This window comes from Chelatococcus albus (assembly GCF_030067675.1).
Taxonomy (GTDB): Bacteria; Pseudomonadota; Alphaproteobacteria; order Rhizobiales; family Beijerinckiaceae; genus Chelatococcus_A; species Chelatococcus_A albus.
On the sequence record NZ_JASJEV010000011.1, the window covers coordinates 57218 to 75312 of the forward strand.

16 protein-coding genes are annotated in these 18095 nt (G+C 68.0%); 8 read left to right on the forward strand and 8 right to left on the reverse strand.

Annotation, left to right across the window (positions count from 1 at the left end; all coding sequences use genetic code 11):
* Positions 1 to 82: 82 nt before the first annotated feature.
* Entirely contained in the window at positions 83 to 1192 is a 1110-nt protein-coding gene (locus tag QNA08_RS15570; RefSeq protein ID WP_283741643.1) for an NAD(P)/FAD-dependent oxidoreductase, read from the reverse strand.
* Between the two features lie 196 nt (positions 1193 to 1388).
* Between QNA08_RS15570 and QNA08_RS15575 the strand changes: the two genes are divergently transcribed.
* A complete protein-coding gene (locus tag QNA08_RS15575; protein ID WP_283741644.1) occupies positions 1389 to 2099 on the forward strand; it encodes an HAD family hydrolase in 711 nt (236 codons plus the stop codon).
* A gap of 51 nt (positions 2100 to 2150) precedes the next feature.
* Here QNA08_RS15575 and QNA08_RS15580 read toward each other — a convergent pair whose 3' ends face one another.
* Entirely contained in the window at positions 2151 to 3257 is a 1107-nt protein-coding gene (locus QNA08_RS15580) for a saccharopine dehydrogenase family protein (RefSeq protein WP_283741645.1), read from the reverse strand.
* 193 nt (positions 3258 to 3450) lie between these two features.
* On the opposite strand from QNA08_RS15580, the gene QNA08_RS15585 reads away from it, so the two are divergent.
* Positions 3451 to 3882, forward strand: a complete 432-nt coding sequence (locus QNA08_RS15585) for an Lrp/AsnC family transcriptional regulator (RefSeq protein ID WP_283741646.1) — start codon at positions 3451 to 3453, stop codon at positions 3880 to 3882.
* 542 nt (positions 3883 to 4424) lie between these two features.
* Here QNA08_RS15585 and QNA08_RS15590 read toward each other — a convergent pair.
* The 6 genes from QNA08_RS15590 to QNA08_RS15615 form a co-directional block, all read right to left on the reverse strand.
* Positions 4425 to 5201: an ATP-binding cassette domain-containing protein gene (locus tag QNA08_RS15590; protein WP_283741647.1), complete on the reverse strand. Its 777-nt coding sequence runs from the start codon at positions 5199 to 5201 to the stop codon at positions 4425 to 4427.
* The gene (locus QNA08_RS15595) at positions 5201 to 7483 is read right to left on the reverse strand and encodes an ABC transporter permease (protein ID WP_283741648.1); all 2283 of its coding nucleotides are present in this window, start codon (positions 7481 to 7483) and stop codon (positions 5201 to 5203) included. The genes QNA08_RS15590 and QNA08_RS15595 overlap by 1 nt, the downstream gene beginning before the upstream one ends.
* Before the next feature lie 162 nt (positions 7484 to 7645).
* The gene (locus QNA08_RS15600) at positions 7646 to 8728 is read right to left on the reverse strand and encodes a substrate-binding domain-containing protein (RefSeq protein WP_283741649.1); all 1083 of its coding nucleotides are present in this window, start codon (positions 8726 to 8728) and stop codon (positions 7646 to 7648) included.
* A 112-nt stretch (positions 8729 to 8840) separates the two neighbouring features.
* Positions 8841 to 9779 carry a sugar-binding protein gene (locus QNA08_RS15605; RefSeq protein WP_283741650.1) on the reverse strand — a complete coding sequence of 313 codons (939 nt, stop codon included), beginning with the start codon at positions 9777 to 9779 and terminating at the stop codon, positions 8841 to 8843.
* Positions 9780 to 9853: 74 nt separating this feature from the next.
* Entirely contained in the window at positions 9854 to 10906 is a 1053-nt protein-coding gene (locus QNA08_RS15610) for an ABC transporter permease (RefSeq protein ID WP_283741651.1), read from the reverse strand.
* Entirely contained in the window at positions 10906 to 11646 is a 741-nt protein-coding gene (locus QNA08_RS15615; RefSeq protein ID WP_283741652.1) for an ATP-binding cassette domain-containing protein, read from the reverse strand. The genes QNA08_RS15610 and QNA08_RS15615 overlap by 1 nt, the downstream gene beginning before the upstream one ends.
* 393 nt (positions 11647 to 12039) lie before the next feature.
* Between QNA08_RS15615 and QNA08_RS15620 the strand changes: the two genes are divergently transcribed.
* The 6 genes from QNA08_RS15620 to QNA08_RS15645 all read left to right on the forward strand — a co-directional run bounded on the left by QNA08_RS15620 (position 12040) and on the right by QNA08_RS15645 (position 18027).
* The gene (locus tag QNA08_RS15620) at positions 12040 to 12798 is read left to right on the forward strand and encodes an SDR family NAD(P)-dependent oxidoreductase (protein ID WP_283741653.1); all 759 of its coding nucleotides are present in this window, start codon (positions 12040 to 12042) and stop codon (positions 12796 to 12798) included.
* Between the two features lie 304 nt (positions 12799 to 13102).
* Complete coding sequence (locus QNA08_RS15625) at positions 13103 to 14794, forward strand: Na/Pi cotransporter family protein (protein ID WP_283741692.1); 1692 nt, start codon at positions 13103 to 13105, stop codon at positions 14792 to 14794.
* A gap of 318 nt (positions 14795 to 15112) precedes the next feature.
* The gene (locus QNA08_RS15630) at positions 15113 to 15463 is read left to right on the forward strand and encodes a DMT family transporter (RefSeq protein ID WP_283741654.1); all 351 of its coding nucleotides are present in this window, start codon (positions 15113 to 15115) and stop codon (positions 15461 to 15463) included.
* 2 nt (positions 15464 to 15465) lie between these two features.
* Entirely contained in the window at positions 15466 to 15798 is a 333-nt protein-coding gene (mdtI, locus tag QNA08_RS15635; protein ID WP_283741655.1) for a multidrug/spermidine efflux SMR transporter subunit MdtI, read from the forward strand.
* Positions 15799 to 15975: 177 nt separating this feature from the next.
* Complete coding sequence (locus QNA08_RS15640; protein WP_283741656.1) at positions 15976 to 16791, forward strand: inositol monophosphatase family protein; 816 nt, start codon at positions 15976 to 15978, stop codon at positions 16789 to 16791.
* Positions 16792 to 16974: 183 nt separating this feature from the next.
* The gene (locus tag QNA08_RS15645; RefSeq protein ID WP_422679931.1) at positions 16975 to 18027 is read left to right on the forward strand and encodes an ABC transporter substrate-binding protein; all 1053 of its coding nucleotides are present in this window, start codon (positions 16975 to 16977) and stop codon (positions 18025 to 18027) included.
* Positions 18028 to 18095 lie beyond the last annotated feature (68 nt).

Consider the following 18095-nt stretch of genomic DNA (forward strand, 5'->3'; position numbering starts at 1 on the left):
CGGCCGCATCGCGGGCCATGGCGACACGTTGCACTGATGCCGGTTGCTCGAGGCGCCGGGCCGCGCCCCGGTCCGTGCGCCCTCAGCCCGCATGGGCGAGGCGCGCGGCAACCTCGCTTGCGATGGCGAGCGAGGCGGTGAGGCCCGGGCTCTCGATCCCGAAGAGATTGACGAGGCCGGGCAGGCCGTGGCGCTCGGGGCCGTCGATGCGGAAATCGGGCGCGGCCTCCTGCGGCCCGGCGATCTTCGGCCGGATGCCGCAATAGCCCGGCGTCAGGGCTGCGGCGGGCAGGCCGGGCCAGTAGCGGCGGATGGCGTCGATGAAGCCTTCGACGCGCCGGGGATCGACGGTGTAGGACAGCTCCTCGACCCATTCCGTGTCCGGGCCGAAGCGCGCCTGGCCGCCGAGGTCGAGCGTCAGATGCACGCCGAGCCCGTGCGTCTGCGGCGCAGGATAGACGAGGTGCGAGAAGGGCGCCCGGCCGCCGAGCACGAAATAGTTACCCTTGCAGTAGCGCGTATCGGGGATTGCCGGCGCCTCGAGCCCGTCGATCGTGCGCGCGACCCGTGAGGCGTGCAGGCCCGCGGCATTGACGAGGAGCCGCGCAGTCAGTGTCGTCGGCTCCGTGCCGCCGGCCCGCACGTTGAAGCCATCCGGCCCAGGCTCGGCACCAAGGAAGGGCGTGCGGAAGGCGAAGGCGGCGCCGGCGGCCTCCGCATCGCCCTGGAGCGACAGCATGTAGGCGTGGCTGTCGAGAATGCCGGTCGAGGGCGACCACAGGGCGCCGACGGTGGCAAGGGCGGGCTCCATGGCGCGGACCTCGGCGACCGGCAGAGCCACGATGTCGTCGACGCCATTGGCACGCGCCCGCGCAGCGATGCCCTCGAAAGTGGCGAGCTCGCCCTCCTCAGTCGCCACGATCAGCTTGCCGCAGCGCCGGTGCGGCACGCCGCGCTCGGCGCAATAGGCATAGAGCATCCGCTTGCCCTCGACGCACAGCCGCGCCTTCAGGCTGCCGGGGGGGTAGTAGATGCCTGCGTGGATGACCTCGCTGTTGCGCGAGGATGTCTCGGTGCCAATGGCCTCCGCTGCCTCCATGACCAGCACGTCATGTCCGGCCAGCGCGAGATTCCGCGCCACGGCGAGGCCGACGACGCCCGCGCCCACGACGACTGCATCCACATCGCTCATCCGCAGCTTCCCGACGGCTGGATCCCACCTCTGACCCGTTGTGTAAGCGTGAACACCCGGCCCGAAAAGATGGCCGGCGCCGAGATCGCGCAGACGCGCTGGCGGGAGGGCGCGCGACGGGCGGCAATGGCGATTTCATCGGAAGGGATCGGGGTCTACATTCCGTCGCCGCCAACCTGCCGATCCGCGATCCGCCATGCAGCCTCGCCCGTCGTCCCTGTCCGCCATCGGCTTCGATGCCGATGACACCCTGTGGCAGAACGAGCAGTTCTTCCGCTGGACGGAGGAGCGCTTCACGGCGCTCCTCGCCGATCATGCGGAGGCGGCGGACATTTCCGTGAGGCTGCTTGCGGCCGAGAGGCGGAACCTCGGGCTTTACGGCTACGGCATCAAGGGCTTCACGCTTTCCATGATCGAAACGGCGATCGAGGTCACCGGTGGCCGCGCTCCCGCCTCGGTCATCCGGGAGATCCTCGCCGCCGGGCGCGACATGCTCGCCCATCCGGTCGAGACGTTGCCCCACGTCCGCGAGACGCTTCATGCCCTCGCCGGTTCGTTCAGGCTCATCCTGATCACCAAGGGCGATCTCTTCGACCAGGAGCGCAAGCTTGCGCAATCTGGCCTCGGCGACCTGTTCGACGCTGTCGAGATCGTCAGCGAGAAGACGACCGCGACCTACCAGCGTGTCTTCAACCGCCACGGCGACGGACCGGACCGGAGCATGATGGTCGGCAATTCGATCAAGTCCGACATCATTCCGGCGATCGCCGCGGGGAGCTGGGGCGTCCATGTCCCGCATGCCCTGACCTGGGCGCTGGAACACGGCGAGGCGCCGGTCGATGCGCCGCGCTTCAGGCGCCTCACCCATCTCGGCGAACTCCTGGATCTCGTGGCGCAGCTCGCCTGAGTGACCTGCCGCCGCGGCCCGCGGCGGCAGGTCCATGGGCGCATCAATCCGCTAGGCCGCGGCGGTGTGACCGGCTTGCGCTGTCTGCGCGTAGGTGCGGCCGAAGCGATTGGCGAGGAAGGCGTCGAGCGCGATGTCCTCCTGCCGCACGAAGCCCTTCTGCGGCAGGACGCCCCCGGCCAGCATGTCGAGCACCGCGGCGATGCCGGAGGCTGTCGTCACCTGGATGGCGCTGCGGAGGACGCCGTTGACCGTCCGGCTGTAGATCTTGTTGGCGTAGGTCTCCTGCACCAGGCGGCCATGCTTGCGGCCGCTGACCGTGACGAAGACGATGACCACGTCCTGCAGCGTCGTCGGCAACGCGTGCTCGAGGATGTCCTTCATCACGTCGCGGCGGTCGCGCAGGCGCAGGTCGTTGAGCAGCGCCTTCATGATGGCGGCGTGGCCGGGGTAGCGAATGGTGCGGTAGTTGAGGGTTCGCACCTTGCCCGCGAGCGTCTCGCACAGCGTCCCGAGGCCGCCCGAGGTGTTGAAGGCCTCGTAGGCGACGCCATCGAGCGAGAACTCCTCGCGTTCCTCCAGCGGCGGCACTTCGACGAGTTCCCCGTCGACGATCGCCTCGCAGGGCTCGCAATATTCGTTGATGACGCCGTCGGTGCTCCAGGTCAGGTTGTAGTTGAGCGCGTTGGACGGGAACTGCGGCAGGGCGCCAACCCGCATGCGCACGCTGTCGAGCGTGTCGAAGCGCTTGGCGAGATCGTAGGCGACGATGGAGATGAAGCCCGGCGCAAGCCCGCATTGCGGGATGAAGGCGGTCCGCGCCTCGGCCGCGAGCTCCTTCACGCGCCGCGTGCTCGCCACGTCCTCGGTCAGGTCGAGATAGTGCACGCCGGCCAAGGCGGCGCCCTCGGCAATGCGCGTCGTCAGGTGGTAGGGCGCGGCGCTGAGCACGGCGAACTTGCCGGCCAGCGCCGTCCCGAGTGCCGCCGCGTTCTCGATGTCGAGGACGAGCGTATCGACCGGATGTGCCGTGTCGAGGGCCTCGAGCTGGGCTGCCGCCCGATCGGCGATGGTGACGCGATAGTCGCCCGTCGCGGCGAGCATGTCGGCGATGGTGGAGCCGATCTTGCCGGCGCCGGCGATGAGAATGTCCTTCATGGCTTCCCCCTTGTGTTTGCTGGGCCCTTGGGCGCGAGGATGCGGATTGGGAGGCGCCGCATGCCGCCGAGGGATTCCCGTTGGCGGGGCAGCGCCGTCGGGCCCATCGTCACCACGCGCTCGGCGGATGGAAGGGGAGGAAGCGACGAATCTGCTCATCGTTGTCGTCGAAACGATGTAGAATGTCGGCATAATGACGATCGACGAGACGGACCGCACCCTCCTGACCCTGCTGCGCGAGAACGCCCGTGCGTCGACCGCTGAACTCGCGCGCAGGCTCGGTCTGTCGCGCACCACCGTGCAGAGCCGCATCGAGCGCCTGGAGCGGCGCGGCATCATCGCCGGCTACGGCGTGCGCCTGTCGGATGACTACGAGCGCGGCCTCGTCAAGGCGCATGTGCTCATCACCGCCATGCCGAAGCTCGCCCAGCGCGTGGAGGCGGAGCTGCGGCGCATCATGGAGGTGCGCACGCTGCATTCGGTCAGTGGCTCCTTCGACATGATTGCCATCGTCGTCGCCCCTTCGATCAGCGAGCTCGACCTCCTCATCGACCGTATCGGGGCGCTCGACGGCGTGGAGCGCACCATGTCGTCCATCATCCTGTCGACACGGATCGACAGGTGACGGCGGGAGGGTCGCGAGATCACCACCCCCGTCATCCCGGCGCCGAGCGCAGCGAGGAGCCCGGGACCGAGAACCGATGCGGGTGAACCAGAAGGCGCGGCGGCCGCCGCGCCCTTGCTTGCACCGTTGTCGTTTCTGGCCCCCGGACAGCCGCTCACGCGGCTTCCGGGGTGACAGGGAGGAGGTTCACGCGAAAACCACCCCCGGTCATCCCGGGGCGGGGCCGGCAGGAGTGCGACTACTTGATGGCATAGGAATATTGTCTTGCGATTCTCCCGTCCCACCCCTCCGGCGGCCCAGGCCGTGATCGCCCGGGTCACCGACCGTACCCACCAGTGGCGGGAAAAAAGGTCAGCCCGCCAGAGCGTTCACGGAGCAAGCCTCAAACACCGGGGGCGGGAGCCGCGCCCCGGCCCCTCTCATGCATGCCCGCATGCCCCGCATGCGGCACCGCCGGACAGCCGGCGCCCGCCCCGCCGCGAGCCCTCCGCGTCAAACAGGCGGCGGAGATAAGGGCGCTGGAGGACGCCGGCGGCGCCTGCTCACGCCGCCTGCTGCAGGGCCTCGTCCGCCGTCAGCGCCGTCTCGCGCGTACCCGAGACGATGAGCTCGAGCACTTCCTTCTCGCTCGTGTGGCGGATGTAGCGGTCGCCGACGTTCTCGCCGCGCTTGAGCACCATGATGCGGTCGCCCACCTCGAAGATGTCGGTGAGGCGGTGGGAGATGATGATCTGCGCCACCCCCTGGCGCTTCAACTCCGCCATCGTCTCGAGCAGGCGCTCCGTCGCCATGACGGAGAGGTTCGCTGTCGGCTCGTCGAAAACGATGACCTGCGGCTCGAAGGAGATGGCGCGTGCGATGGCCACCGACTGCTGGCGCCCGCCCGACAGGCTTTCCACCTTCTGGAAGACGGAGTTGACGTCCACCTTCAGCCTGTCGAGCACCTTGCGCGCCTCTTCGTACATGCGCGGGCGGTCGACGAAGAGGCCGTAGCGCTTCGGCCAGCGCCCCAGGAAGATGTTCTGGCCCACGTCCATGTTCCCGCACAGGGCGAAGTCCTGGTAGATCATCTCGATGCCGACGTCGCGGCTCTCGTGCGGGCTCCTGAAATGGGTGGGCGCGCCGTTGACGAGCACCTCGCCCGCATCGCGGTGATAGGCGCCGGTGAGTACCTTCATCAGCGTCGACTTGCCGGCGGAATTGTCGCCGACGAGGCCGAGGATCTCGCCCGGCATCAGGTGCAGGTCGACCCCCTTCAGCGCATGGACGGCGCCGAAGCTCTTCACGATGCCGCGCATCTCGACGATCGGGGTGGTCATCAGCGTGCCTCCGAGAGCTTGGCCTGAGCCCGCGCCTGCCATCTGCGGCGCCACTCGCCCAGGATGTCCTGCTGGCGGAACCAGATGTCGCCGAGCACGGCGGCGATCAGGATCAGGCCGATGAAGACGTTCATCCAGTGCTGCGGCATGACGAAGGAAGAGCCGTCCGGCAGGATGATCTGCAGCGACAGGAGCGAGCGGATGAGGGTTATGACGGCGGCGCCGGCGAGCGAGCCGATGATCGTGCCGTAGCCGCCGAAGATGGAGCCGCCGCCGATGATGACGGAGGCGATCGCGTCGAGCTCGCGCAGGAGCCCCGCCGCCGGGTTGAAGCTGCGATAGTAGGCGACGTAGATGACGCCCGCCGCCGCCGCGCACATGGCCGAGAAGACGAGCGACAGGAAGCGCACGCGCGCCGTGTCGATGCCGGAATAGCTTGCCGCGCGCTCATTGCCCCCGGTGGCATAGACCTTCTGGCCGAAGGGCATGGCACCGAGCACGATGCCCGCGGCAATCGCCACGACGGCGAGGAAGATCGTCTGCACGCTCACCGCCCGCGCGAGGGCGAGGGCGAAACCGTCCGCCGGCGCCATCCCCATGGCGTTCAGGAGCTCGAACAGGTTGCGCCCGATGAGGTTGTAGCTCTCCGGAAAGCCCGAGAGCTGGCGGCCCGCCACCAGCCAGGCGGCGAGGCCGCGGGCGATGTAGAACATGCCGAGCGTGGCGACGAAGGCCGGCAGGCCGAGCCGCGTCGTGAGCCAGCCGTTGACCACGCCGCACAGCGTTCCGGCGAGGAAGGCGAGAAGGATCGCCGCCCCCGGATCGCCCCCCATCTCCTTCATGACGAAGGCGGCCGTGGCGCCCGAGAAGGCGAGCACCGAGCCCACAGACAAATCGATGTCGCCGTTGGCGATGACGAAGGTGAGCCCGACGGCGAGCAGCCCGATCTCCGTGAAGGCGAGCAGCAGGTTGAAGGAATTGTCGAGCGATCCCCAGAAGTCGGGCCTGAGCCACAGGCCCGTGAGCCACAGCGCCGCCATGAGCAGGATGGCGGCGGCATCCCGGCGATGCAGGAAGGCGCGCAGGCCGCGCGCGCCCACCCCCCGCGCTTCGCTCACCGCGCCCTTGGTCTGCACGCCGACGATCGCCGCCCCGCCGACCTCGAGCGCCGGCGGCGGCTCCTGGCCGAGGAGGCGGGCCTTGAGGCGGCCGAGGAGGTTGCGCCGCACGACCCATGGCTCGATGAGCACGGCGGCGAGGAGGATGAGGCCGAGGAAGGCCGGCACCGCGCCGGGCGGCAATTGCGCCAGCGCCGCGACCTCCATCTTCACCCCGCCGACGTCGATGACGCGCGTGATGGGCACGCCCTCGCGCAGCACCTTGTCGATGAGCACGACGAGGGCCGCGCCCATGCAGGCGCCGACGACGCGGCCGCGCCCGCCGACGATGGAGGCGCCGCCGACGATGACGGCGGCGATGACGATGAGCTCCGCCCCCTGGCCGTACTGGGAGGTGACCCCCTTGTCCTGCGCCACGTTCATGAGGCCGGCGATCGCCGCGCAGAGCGAGGAGAGCACGAAGCCGCGGATGCGCACGCCGCGCGTGGCGATGCCGGCATATTGCGCCGCCTGCTCGTTGCCGCCGGTGGCATAGGTCTCGTAGCCGGCGCGGGTCTTGGCGAGCACCACCGCGCCGACAACGGCGAAGACGAGGAAGACGAGGATCTGGTTGTTGAAACCGATGCTGTTCGTCTCGCCGAAGGCGAAGAAGACGTAGTCGCGTGCCTTCGCCTCGTAGCCGATGGTCTTGCCGCCGGTGAGCCCGAGCACGAGGCCGCGGCCGATGAAGAGCATGGTGAGCGTGGCGATGAAGGGCGGCACGCGCAGCACGGCGACGAGGGCGCCGTTGAGAAGCCCGATGCCAAGCCCGAGGCCGAGGCAGACGAGCGCGGCGGGCCAGGCGCCGAGGTCCAGATGGGTGGGGCCGAAGAGGATTGAGAAGACGACCGCGGTGAGGCCGAGCGTCGAGCCGACCGAGAGGTCGAGGTCGCGGTTGACGATGACGAAGGTCATGCCCACCGCCATCACGCCGAAGCGCGCCGTGTCGCGCAGCACGGCGGACACCGCGTCCGTGGAGCCGAAGAAGGCGGGATTGATGAAGACGCCGGCGAGATAGAGCAGGGCCATGAAGGCGAGAAGCCCGGCCTCCCAGCCGGCCACGAGCTGGGCGGGCAGATGGGGCCGTGGCTGCGGCGGCGATGCGGCGGTTACGTCGAGAGCCATCGGTGATCCGGCGCTGTGCTTGTCAATCCGGCCGCTGGTCACGACCAGCGCCCGATGCGATCCCTCCTCGCGAGGAGAGGGAGAACCGGTCCGTGAAGACCGGGACGGGGGGAGGGGGCGTCTGGAACGCACCCCCTCCGGCGGCCTGGCCGCGACCTGCCTTCAGTTCTCGTAGCGCTTGCCGACCTTGTCGACGTCGGTCTTCGTCACGAGCTGGGCGCGCGTGTCGAGATTGGCCGCCGAGATGCCGCGGTCGATCTGCAGGTAGAGCTGCACCACCGGCCAGAAGCCCTGCAGGAAGGGCTGTTGCCCGAGGGAGCCCGTGAGCGCGCCGGTCCGGATCTGCTCCTGCTGCTTCGGGCCGAGGTCGAAGCCGAAGGCGCAGACCTTGCCGTTGAGCTTGAGCTGGCTGATCGCGTCGCCCAGCGCCGGCGTGACGAAGCCGTTGGCCGCGAAGGCGCCGACCACGTCCTTGCGGCTCTCGATCAGCGTCACGATGGAGCCGACGATGTTGTTCTGGTCGACGTCGATGCCGATGTTCTGCGGACCGGCGTCGATCTTGAAGTCCTTGAGCTTGCCGGCTGCATTGAGCGCCTTCACGGTGGCCTGGAAGGCAGCGGTGATGCGGTTGTTCACCTCGACATTGCCAAGCGTGGTGGTCGAGGGGAAGATGATCGAACCGCCCTTGACGTTGTTCTTGATGAGGCACTGTGCCAGCGCCTCGCCGCCGATGGCCGCGGCGGAAGCATCCTGCCCCGTGTGCGAGATCTGCGAGCGGTTGAGGATGTTGGGGTCGAAGGAATTCGTCGTGGCGACGGGGATGCCGCGTTCGGCGAGCTTCTTGACGATGTCGTTGTAGGCGCCCGACTGCGGCGTCGTCATGATGACGCCATCGATTGTCGGATCGTTGATCACCTGGTTGATGATCTGGATCTCGCGCGGAATGTCGTCGACCGGCGCCTCCGAGCCCAGCATGATGAGGTTGATGCCGAAGGCGTTGGCCGCGACCTTGGCGCCGACATAGGTCGGGTCGAAGAAGCCGTTGCCGGCCGTATGCGTGATGATGGCGAAGGTGAGCCTGCCGTCCTTGGAATTGAACTCCTTCGTCGCCGGCGCCTCCTTGGCCGCGTCCTCGAAGGAATAGCCGCCGACCGCCCTGCTGAGCACGCCGGTCTGGGCATGGGCCGCGACGGCGCCGAGCGACACGCCGGCCGCGAGCATCGCAAGATGCATCAGATGCTTCATGGATTTCCCCCTAACATCGTTCTGTTGCGGCACGTTCCGCGCTGCGGACGTGTCGGATGCAGAGCCGGCGCGGCGTCGGGCGGGGCCGGCTCGTGCGTTCCTGGCGGCGGGCTCACATCTTGAGCATCGCGCCGACGTTGTCCTTCGTCACCTTGTCGAGGCCGGTGTAGATGATCTCCGGCACCTTCTCCCCCTTCTTGAGGGCAAGGAGGGTATCCATGGACTTCTCGCCCATCTCGAAGGGGCGCTGGCCGACCAGCGCGTTGGCATAGTCGTCCTTCAGAAGCTCGAGCTGCACCTTGAGGGTGTCGGCGACGACGAGGGTGAACTTGCCGTCGGCCATGTCCTTCCTGTAGCGGTTGGCGAAGCCCTTGAAGCCCTCCGGCGCAAACATCGGCCAGCCGCCGACCGGCACGATCGCCGACAGGTCTGCATTGGCGGTCTTGAGGTCCTGCATCTGCTGGACGGCGAGCGTCACGTCGTCGTTGCAGAAGGTCGGCGAGCCGGCGACTTCCGTCCACTTCGAGCCCTTGAGCGCCTCGCGCACGCCCTCGACGCGCTCGGCGAGGTTCTTCGCCGCCGGGCCGCCGGAGATCATGGCGTACTTGCCCCCGTCCGGCCGCAGCGTCTTCAGCATCTCGCCAAGCGCCAGGCCGAAGTCCTTGTTGTTGGTGCCGACATAGGCCGAGCGGGCGGAGCCGGGGGCATCCGCATCGAAGGTGATGACCGGGATGCCGGCATCGACCGCCGCCTTGATGACGCGGGTCGCGGCCGGAACGTCGGAAACGGAGATGGCGAGCCCGTCGACCTTCTGCGTGATGAAGTCCTGGATGATCTGGGCCTGGGTCGCCGGCTCGTGCTCGACGGGACCCTTGTAGATGCACTCGACGTTGCCGAGCTCCTTGGCGCGCTTCTGGCAGCCGTCGCGGGCGAGGTCGAAGAACGGGTTGTTCATGGCCTTGGGCACGACGGCGAAGCGGTATTTCTGCTGTGCCGCGGCGGGAAGGGCGAGGGCGACGAGCCCCACGGCCGCCAGGATCCACCTCTTCATGACGTTCCTCCTTGCATGCGCTCGTTCGGTCGTTGTGGCGCGCTGCTTCCAGGCACGCCGGCGCGGGATGCGTGTCACCCCGCGCGGCGTGTTCTGAACTTGTCGACGAGGACGGCGAGAATGATGATGCAGCCGACCAGGGCCTTCTGCCAGTAGGCGTTGACGTTCGCGAGCACGAGGCCGTTGCGGATGACCTCGATGAGCACGCAGCCGATGACGGCACCGACCGGCCCGCCCACGCCGCCGGCGAGGTTGGCGCCGCCGATGACGGCCGCCGCGATGATGTTGAGCTCGTAGCCATCGGCGAGATTGGCCGGCGCCGACCCGAGCCAGCCCGACATGACGATGCCGTTGAAGCCCGCCGCGAGCGCGCTCAGCGTGTAGACCGCGATCTTCATGCGCGCCACCGGCACGCCGGTAAGCTCGGCTGCCTTCTCGTTGCCGCCCACGGCGAAGACGTAGCGCCCCCAGGCCGTGTGGTGCAGCACGAAGCCCATCAGGCCCGCAAGAAGCACGAGATAGATGAAGGGCGCTGGAATGCCGAAGAGATCGCCCGAGGTGAGGCCGTAGAACAGGTCGGCGTCCGACCCGGCGGGATAGCTGCCGCGGCCGTTCGAGACGACGTAGGAAAGGCCGCGCACGATCGACAGCATGCCGAGCGTGGTGACGAAGGGGGAGAGACCGACCCGCGCGATGAGCACGCCATTGACGAGGCCCACCACGGCTGCCGCGGCGAGCCCGGCCACGACGGCGAGGAGCATCGAAAGGCCGGGCAGGAGGGCCATGCCCGCCTGGTCGAGCCCCTGCATCGTCATGGAGGTCACCATGGCCGCAAGGCACATGACCGCACCCACCGACAGGTCGATGCCGCCGGTGATGATGACGAGCGTGATGCCGAGCGTGGCGATGGCGATGAAGGAGAAGTTCTTCGCCACATTGGCGACGTTGCCGGCGCTGAGGAAGGTGGGGTTGGCGAGCGTCATCGCGACGATGACGACGACGAGCGCGAGGCCGACATAGGCCGTCTGCGAGGCGAAGAAGCCCCGCTGCCACCAGGCGGCGCGGCCGACATTGGCGAAATCGGACGTCTCGGCCGGGCGGCGCGGGAGGGACGAGAGCTCGCTCATCAGGCAGCCTCCTTTGCGCCTGTGATCAGGGCGGTGACCTCCTCGGGGCTCGAGTCCGCGATCGCCTTGTCGGCCACCTTCCTGCCGCGCCGCAGGACGATGACGCGGTCGCATACGGAAAAGACATCCGGCATGCGGTGCGATATGAGGATGACGGCGATGCCGTGGTCGCGCAGGCGGCGGATGAGGTCGAGCACCTCGGCGACCTGCCGCACCGAGATGGCGGCGGTGGGTTCGTCCATCATGACAAGCTTGGCGTCGGCGAGGCGCGTGCGGGCGATGGCCACCGCCTGGCGCTGGCCGCCGGACATCTGGCGCACGAGATCGTCGGCGCGCGTCTCGGATTTGAGCTCGCGGAAGAGCTGCGCGGCGCGCCTGTTCATGGCGGTGTGGTCGAGGACGGTGAAGGGGCCGAAGCGTCGCCTCATCTCCCGGCCGAGAAAGACGTTGGCCGCCGCCGACAGATTGTCGGCGAGCGCGAGATCCTGGTAGACGACCTCGATGCCGACCGCCCGCGCGTCAACGGGCTTGGTGAAATGCGCCTCGCGCCCGTCGAAGCGGATGCCCCCGTGCGATGGCGGGAAATTGCCCGCGATGATCTTCACGAGCGTCGACTTGCCGGCGCCGTTGTCGCCCATGAGGCCGACGACCTCGCCCGGATCGATCGACAGGCTGACGTTCGACAGGGCCCGGATCGCACCGAACTCCTTGCCGATGCCCTGCAGTTCCAGGAGCGCCACTCGCTTTCCTCCCTCGCTCGGCCCTTGGGGGCTCGTGCCGGCCACGGGGGGGCCGCGGGTGCCCGTCGAGGGGCTTTTCCCGTCCATGACGATGACGAAAGCCTGATGTCTGCGCAAGCGTAATTTTGCGGAGGACATCAAATTTTCTGATGTGCGCAACTCAACGCTCGTGAAGGTCAGGCGTCGCGCGTTTCCCGGCTGATTTCGATTGTTTTCCTTATGAGTATCGACATCGCGGCGGTTGTGGCCCTGCGCTTGCGCATCGTCTTGAACAGGAGTTTGAGGTGCCCATCCCGATGTGGGCTTGTAAGTGAGGGGGTGTTGCGTGCAGTTTGAGTGACGAACGTCAGATGCGGCGAGCGATGCTCGCCCCGACTCGCGGAGGGCAGGAAAATGGTTGCCACCTATTCGGACCTTGCGGGCAGGACCGTGCTCGTCACCGGCGGGGGGACCGGCATCGGCGAGGCGATCGTCCGGCGCTTTGCAGAGCAGAAGGCAAACGTCGGCTTCATCGACATCAAGGAGCCGGAATCGCGCGCCTTGACGGAGGAGCTGAAGGCCGGCGGCGCATCAGTGCAGTTCGAGCGGGCCGACCTGACCGACATTACAGCGTTGCGCACGGCCGTCGCGCGCATCCGCGAGGTGCTCGGACCGATCACGATCCTCGTGAACAACGCCGCCCACGACGAGCGCCATGCGACGGAGACTGTGACGCCCGAATACTGGGACGATCGCATTGCGGTGAACCTGAAGCACCAGTTCTTTGCGGCGCAGGCGGTGCTGCCGGACATGAAGGCCGCCGGCGGCGGCGTCATCATCAATTTCGGCTCGGTGTCATGGATGGTGGGGCAGGGCGGCATGGCCGCCTATACCGCTGCCAAGTCGGCCGTGCTCGGCCTCACCCGCTCGCTCGCCCGCGACTACGGCCCTCACAACATCCGCGTGAATGCCATCGCCCCCGGCTGGATCATGACGCAGCGCCAGATCGAGAAATGGCTCACCCCCGAGGGCGAGGCGGAACTCATGCAGCGCCAGTGCCTCAAGCGCAGACTGATGCCCGACGAGATCGCCCGTTTCACGGTCTTCCTGGCGTCCGACGAGGCCTCGGCCTGCACCAATCAGCAGTATGTGGTGGATGGCGGCTGGGTGTGACGCTGCCGAGCCATGCTCAACAACAAAGTAAGCATATTACTATAATATGTTGAAAATAACCAATTAATACACTTCTATGCAGGTGGTTCGCATGCACCCGCGAGCTCCGTGCCGGCGCATCGGCGGCTTGCGGGGGCGGCGAGGACGCGCCATCTATTGAACCGGCTAACGAGCTGGTCGAAGAACTCCGGCCCCGCGTCGGGGAGCGCGCGCGTTCCGACGCCTGTTCGTGCCTCCGAGCCCGACGTATCATTGTACGGCGGGGCGGGTGACGCATCGTCCCGCCAGGGAGGAGGGTGCCGCCATTTCCGCCACTCTCACGCTCGTCGATCTCCTGGGCGCCGGAGCGCTGCTCCTGTGGGGCCTGCGCATGGTCAGGACGGGCGTGACGCGGGCTTTCGGCGCGGGGTTGCGCCACTGGATCGGCGTCGGCACGCGCAATCGTCTCGCGGCCTTCCTCGCGGGTCTCGGCGCGACCGTGGCGGTGCAGAGCAGTACGGCCACCGCCTTGATGACGGCTTCCTTCGCCAGCCGGGAGCTCGTCAGCACGGCCATGGCGCTGGCCGTGATGATCGGCGCCGATGTCGGCACCAGCCTCGTGGCGCGCATCCTCGCCCTTGACGTCCACTGGCTGTCGCCGGCGCTTTTCCTCGCGGGCGTCGCGGCCTTCATGGCGAGCGAGGCGAGCCGGCCGCGCGCCGTGGCGCGCGCTCTCGTCGGGCTCGGGCTGATGCTCCTGGCGTTGAAGCTCCTGGGAGCGGCGACCGAGCCGATGCGCGACTCCCCCCTCATCCGCAGCCTCCTCGCGGCGCTGGGCGAGGCGCCTCTGCTCGCGGTGCTGGTGGCCGCGCTCCTGGCGATCGTCGCCTCGTCCAGCCTCGCCGTCGTGCTCGTGGTGATGTCGCTTGCCGCTGCCGGGGAGTTGACGCCGGGGCTCGCCGTCGCGCTCGTGCTTGGCGCCAATCTCGGTGGTGCGGTGCCCCCTTATCTGGCGACGGCGACCTATGGCCCCTCCGCGCGGCGTGTCACGCTCGGCAACCTTGCGGTGCGCCTGGCGGGTTGCCTTCTTGTCCTGCCGCTGGCCGGCCGCCTCGGGCAAGCGCTCGCTTCCTTCTCCGCGGGGCCGGCGAGCCTCGTCGTCGACGCGCATGTCGCCTTCAACATGGCATTGGCGCTTCTCTTCCTCCCGCTCGTCGGCGCGCTCGGCGCGCTCGCCCAGAGGGTCTTGCCGGCGCCGCAGCCCGAGGAGCGCGGGCCGCGCCATCTCGACGAATCGGCCCTCGACACGCCCGCCGTGGCACTCGCCTGCGCCGCGCGCGAGACGCTGCGCGTCGGCGATGTGGTGGAGACGATGCTGGCCCGGAGCCTCGACGCGCTGCGCCGCGACGACATCAAGCTGCGGCACGAGATCGCCAAGATGGACGACGAGGTCGACGATCTGCAGGAAGCGGTGAAGCTCTACCTGTCACGCCTCGGCCGGGACGGGCTGGATGACGCGGACGCGCGCCGCTCCACCGAGATCCTCTCCTTCGCCATCAATCTCGAGCATATGGGCGATATCATCGTGAAAAGCCTGCTCGATCTGGTGGCGAAGAAGACGAGGCATCACCTGCGGTTCTCCGACGAAGGCCTGGCCGAGATCGAGGCCCTGCACGCCCGCACGATGGAGAACCTGCGCATCGCCATGGGAATCTTCATCTCGCGCGACGTGAAGCTCGCCCGTCAGCTCCTCGAGGTGAAGACCGAGATCCGCGCCCTCGAGCGCACCTCGGCGGAGCGGCATATCGAGCGGCTGCGCGAGGGGCGTCTCGAGACCCTGCAGACGAGCGCGCTCCATCTCGACGTGCTGCGCGACCTCAAACGCATCAACGCGCACATCACCTCCGTCGCCTATCCGATCCTCGACGAGGCGGGCGAACTGCGTCAGTCGCGGCTGCGGCCGCATCCGGCCGGGGACGAGGCCGCAGCCCGCTCCGGACGCGCCGCCGCGCACTGAAGGGCGAGGCCACGCGATGCCCGCCCGGCGCGCAGGTCGTGCGGCCGATGGACGGCCGCGCGAGGAGCGACGCCCGTGCCGCGCGTTGACAGGCAGGGCTGGCCGCATGCTATATAATTTTATGTTTTTCAAGAATGCTCGCTTCGAGATTGCAATATCACGGTGGCACAGCGACCACTGCGATCTCGCGCGCGATGTGACGTCGCAGCGTTAGGCCGGCACTTTCTTAGAGACAATACGAAACGCTGGCTCCTCTGAGGGGCGCGACCAGCGGGCATGCCTCGGCGATGCCTGCTGGCGGGCGCCCATGTGTGCATCATGTCTTTCCATTGGTTTGTTCTGCTCGCGGCCATCGCCGTCGAGGTCGTCGCCACGTCGTCTCTGAAGGCGACCGCCGGCGCCGCCTCTCACATCGTCGCCGTCCTGCCTCTCGTGCTGATCGGGCTGTCCTTCGGGCTGCTCAGCATAGCCTTGCGCGTCATTCCCGTGGCTGTTGCCTATGCCGTCTGGGAGGGGCTCGGCATCATCGGCATCGCCGCCGTCGGCCGCATCCTCTTCGGCGAGGACCTGTCGGTCATGAGAGCCGTCGCTCTCGTTGCCATCCTCGGCGGCATCCTGCTGCTCGAGCGAGGCGCCGGCTGCGGTGCCGAGCGGGAAGGGGAGCGCTGACCATGGCTCCCGGTCCTCATGCCGCCGCCTTCACCTGGCTCGCTCTCGCCATCCTCCTCGAAGTCGGCGGCACGCTCTTGCTGAAGCTGTCCGACGGGTTGCGCCGCCGTCTTGTCGGCGGCGCCGGCATCGCCTGCACGCTCGCGGCCTTCGCCGCGCTCGCCCAGGCGATCCGCGGCATGGACCTGTCGGTCGCCTATGCCGTCTGGGGCGGGCTCGGGCTCGTCATGACGGCGATCGTCGGCTGGCTCGCCTTCGGCCAGCGCATCCGGCCGGTCGGCTGGCTCGGCATCGGCCTCGTTGTCATCGGCATCATCGTGCTCGAACTGGCGTGAAGGCAGAGGCTCATGGCGGGAGCCGCAGGCGAGCCCCGTCATCCGATGGTCATCGCCATTTTGCACACGTGTGCTTGACAGGGGATCGGAGTGAATGGAATGAATTTTCCATAGACGAGTGAATAGGCGCGTTCGTTCCGCGATCAGGCGGGCGAGCCGCGGCCAGGGCGGGGGGACATGACTGACATCGAACTGCAGAACCGCCTGCTTGCGGCCTGCGCGATCGCCCGTGAGGCGGGGGGCATGGCCCAGCGCAATTTTCGCGACCGGCCGCCGGGAAAGCCGCTCTCCTTGAAGGGCGCGCACGACTACCTCACCGAGACCGACGCCGAGGTCGAGCGCCTGATCCGTGCCCGCCTCGCCGCAGCCTTCCCGGCGGATTCCTTCTTCGGCGAAGAGGCGGGCGGCGAATTCGGGCGCAACGTCTGGGTGGTCGACCCGATCGACGGCACGTCCAACTTCGCCCGCGGCATTCCGCATTACTGCATTTCCATCGCCTTCGTCAGCGACGGCCGGACCGAGATCGGCGTCATCTATGCTCCCGTGACCGACGAACTCTATGCCGCCCGCCGCGGCAGGGGCGCGACGCGCGACGGACGGGCGATCACCGTAAGCGGCGAGACGAATATCGCCCACGCCACGGTAGAGCTCGGCTGGTCGACGCGGCTGCCGAGCGAGAACTATGCCGATGCCCTGCTGCGCCTGAAACAGGCAGGTGCGAGCGTGCGGCGCGCCGGCTCGGGAGCGCTCGCCCTCGCCTATGTGGCCGACGGGCGCGTCGACGCCTATTGCGAACTCCACATCAATTCCTGGGATGCGCTCGCCGGGCTGCTCCTCATCGAGGAAGCCGGCGGCTGGGCGAACGACTTCCTGAGCGGGGATGCCCTGCGCTCGGGCAATCCTGTGCTCGGTTGCACGCCCGCCCTGAAGGACGTGCTGGTGCAGGCGACCGGCATCTCTCCCGGGCTGTCGGCAACGGCCGCAGCCGGGTAGAGGCATGGGCGGGGGACGGTCGGCGATCCGACCGGGCGCCCGGCGAATTCACAGGGGACGGCGGCGCGGATGGTGCGCCGACGCAAGAAAATGCAAGCGCCGGCCGTCGCCGGCGATATGATCAGCCGACAAAACAACAATGCGGCAAAGACCGCGGGATCTCTGGAGGAAACGCCGATGTTGATGAGGGAATTGCCCCGCAGGCGCGTGCTCGTCGGTTTGGCGGGTGTCTTCGGCCTCGCCTGCGGCCTGTTCTCGGCTGCCGGCACCGCTCAGGCGCAAGGCTCGCTGGTTCTCTACTGTTCGGTTCAGGAGGAATGGTGCCGCGCCATGGTCACCGCCTTCGAGCGGGAGACCGGCATCAAGGTCTCGATGACGCGCAAGAGCTCGGGCGAGACCTACGCGCAGGTAAAGGCGGAGGCGGCCAATCCGCGCGGCGACATCTGGTGGGGCGGCACCGGCGATCCCCACATGCAGGCGGCCGAGGAGGGGCTGACGCTCGAGTACAAATCGCCCAAGCTCGCCGAATTGCAGGACTGGGCGGTGCGCCAGTGGGAGCAGTCCAAGGGGCGCACGGTCGGCGTCTATTCCGGGGCGCTGGGCTTCGGCTACAACACCAACGAGATCAAGGCGAAGGGCATCCCCGAGCCCAAGTGCTGGGCCGACCTTCTCGGCGCCAAGCTGAAGGACGAGGTGCAGGTGGCCGATCCCAATTCCTCGGGCACGGCCTATACGCTGCTCGCCACCATCGTGCAGATCATGGGCGAGCAGAAGGGCTTCGATTACCTGAAGTCCCTGCACAAGAACGTCAATCAGTATACGAAGTCCGGCGCGGCGCCGGCCAAGGCGACGGCGCTCGGCGAGACGGCGGTCGGCATCGCCTTCATGCACGACATCGTCACCATGGTGGTTGACGGGGCGCCCGTGAAGGTCGTCGCCCCCTGCGAGGGCACCGGCTACGAGATCGGCTCCATGTCGATCATCAAGGGCGCCCGCAATCTCGAGAACGCGCAGAAGTTCTATGATTGGGCACTGACGCCGGCGGCCCAGGCGCTCGGCGCGCAGGCGAAGTCCTATCAGGTGCCGTCGAACAGGACGGCGACCGTGCCCCCGCAGGCGCCGAAGCTCGCCGACATCAAGCTCATCAACTTCGATTTCGCCAAGTACGGTTCCTCCGAGGAGCGCAGGCGGCTTCTGTCGAAGTGGGACAACGAGGTGAAGAACCTGCCGAAATAGGGGGCTCCGAGGCAGGCGAGCGCCCGCGTCCGGGCTCCGGGGGGTGCCCGATCTGATTGCCTTGGAAG

What these genes read in the sequence shown, in the direction of transcription:
- QNA08_RS15570 (WP_283741643.1), bottom strand. Translation starts at nt 1,192, where the DNA reads ATGAGCGATGTGGATGCAGTCGTCGTGGGCGCGGGCGTCGTCGGCCTC.
- QNA08_RS15575 (WP_283741644.1), top strand. Translation starts at nt 1,389, where the DNA reads ATGCAGCCTCGCCCGTCGTCCCTGTCCGCCATCGGCTTCGATGCCGAT.
- QNA08_RS15580 (WP_283741645.1), bottom strand. Translation starts at nt 3,257, where the DNA reads ATGAAGGACATTCTCATCGCCGGCGCCGGCAAGATCGGCTCCACCATC.
- QNA08_RS15585 (WP_283741646.1), top strand. Translation starts at nt 3,451, where the DNA reads ATGACGATCGACGAGACGGACCGCACCCTCCTGACCCTGCTGCGCGAG.
- QNA08_RS15590 (WP_283741647.1), bottom strand. Translation starts at nt 5,201, where the DNA reads ATGACCACCCCGATCGTCGAGATGCGCGGCATCGTGAAGAGCTTCGGC.
- QNA08_RS15595 (WP_283741648.1), bottom strand. Translation starts at nt 7,483, where the DNA reads ATGGCTCTCGACGTAACCGCCGCATCGCCGCCGCAGCCACGGCCCCAT.
- QNA08_RS15600 (WP_283741649.1), bottom strand. Translation starts at nt 8,728, where the DNA reads ATGAAGCATCTGATGCATCTTGCGATGCTCGCGGCCGGCGTGTCGCTC.
- QNA08_RS15605 (WP_283741650.1), bottom strand. Translation starts at nt 9,779, where the DNA reads ATGAAGAGGTGGATCCTGGCGGCCGTGGGGCTCGTCGCCCTCGCCCTT.
- QNA08_RS15610 (WP_283741651.1), bottom strand. Translation starts at nt 10,906, where the DNA reads ATGAGCGAGCTCTCGTCCCTCCCGCGCCGCCCGGCCGAGACGTCCGAT.
- QNA08_RS15620 (WP_283741653.1), top strand. Translation starts at nt 12,040, where the DNA reads ATGGTTGCCACCTATTCGGACCTTGCGGGCAGGACCGTGCTCGTCACC.
- QNA08_RS15630 (WP_283741654.1), top strand. Translation starts at nt 15,113, where the DNA reads ATGTCTTTCCATTGGTTTGTTCTGCTCGCGGCCATCGCCGTCGAGGTC.
- mdtI (WP_283741655.1), top strand. Translation starts at nt 15,466, where the DNA reads ATGGCTCCCGGTCCTCATGCCGCCGCCTTCACCTGGCTCGCTCTCGCC.
- QNA08_RS15640 (WP_283741656.1), top strand. Translation starts at nt 15,976, where the DNA reads ATGACTGACATCGAACTGCAGAACCGCCTGCTTGCGGCCTGCGCGATC.
- QNA08_RS15645 (WP_422679931.1), top strand. Translation starts at nt 16,975, where the DNA reads ATGAGGGAATTGCCCCGCAGGCGCGTGCTCGTCGGTTTGGCGGGTGTC.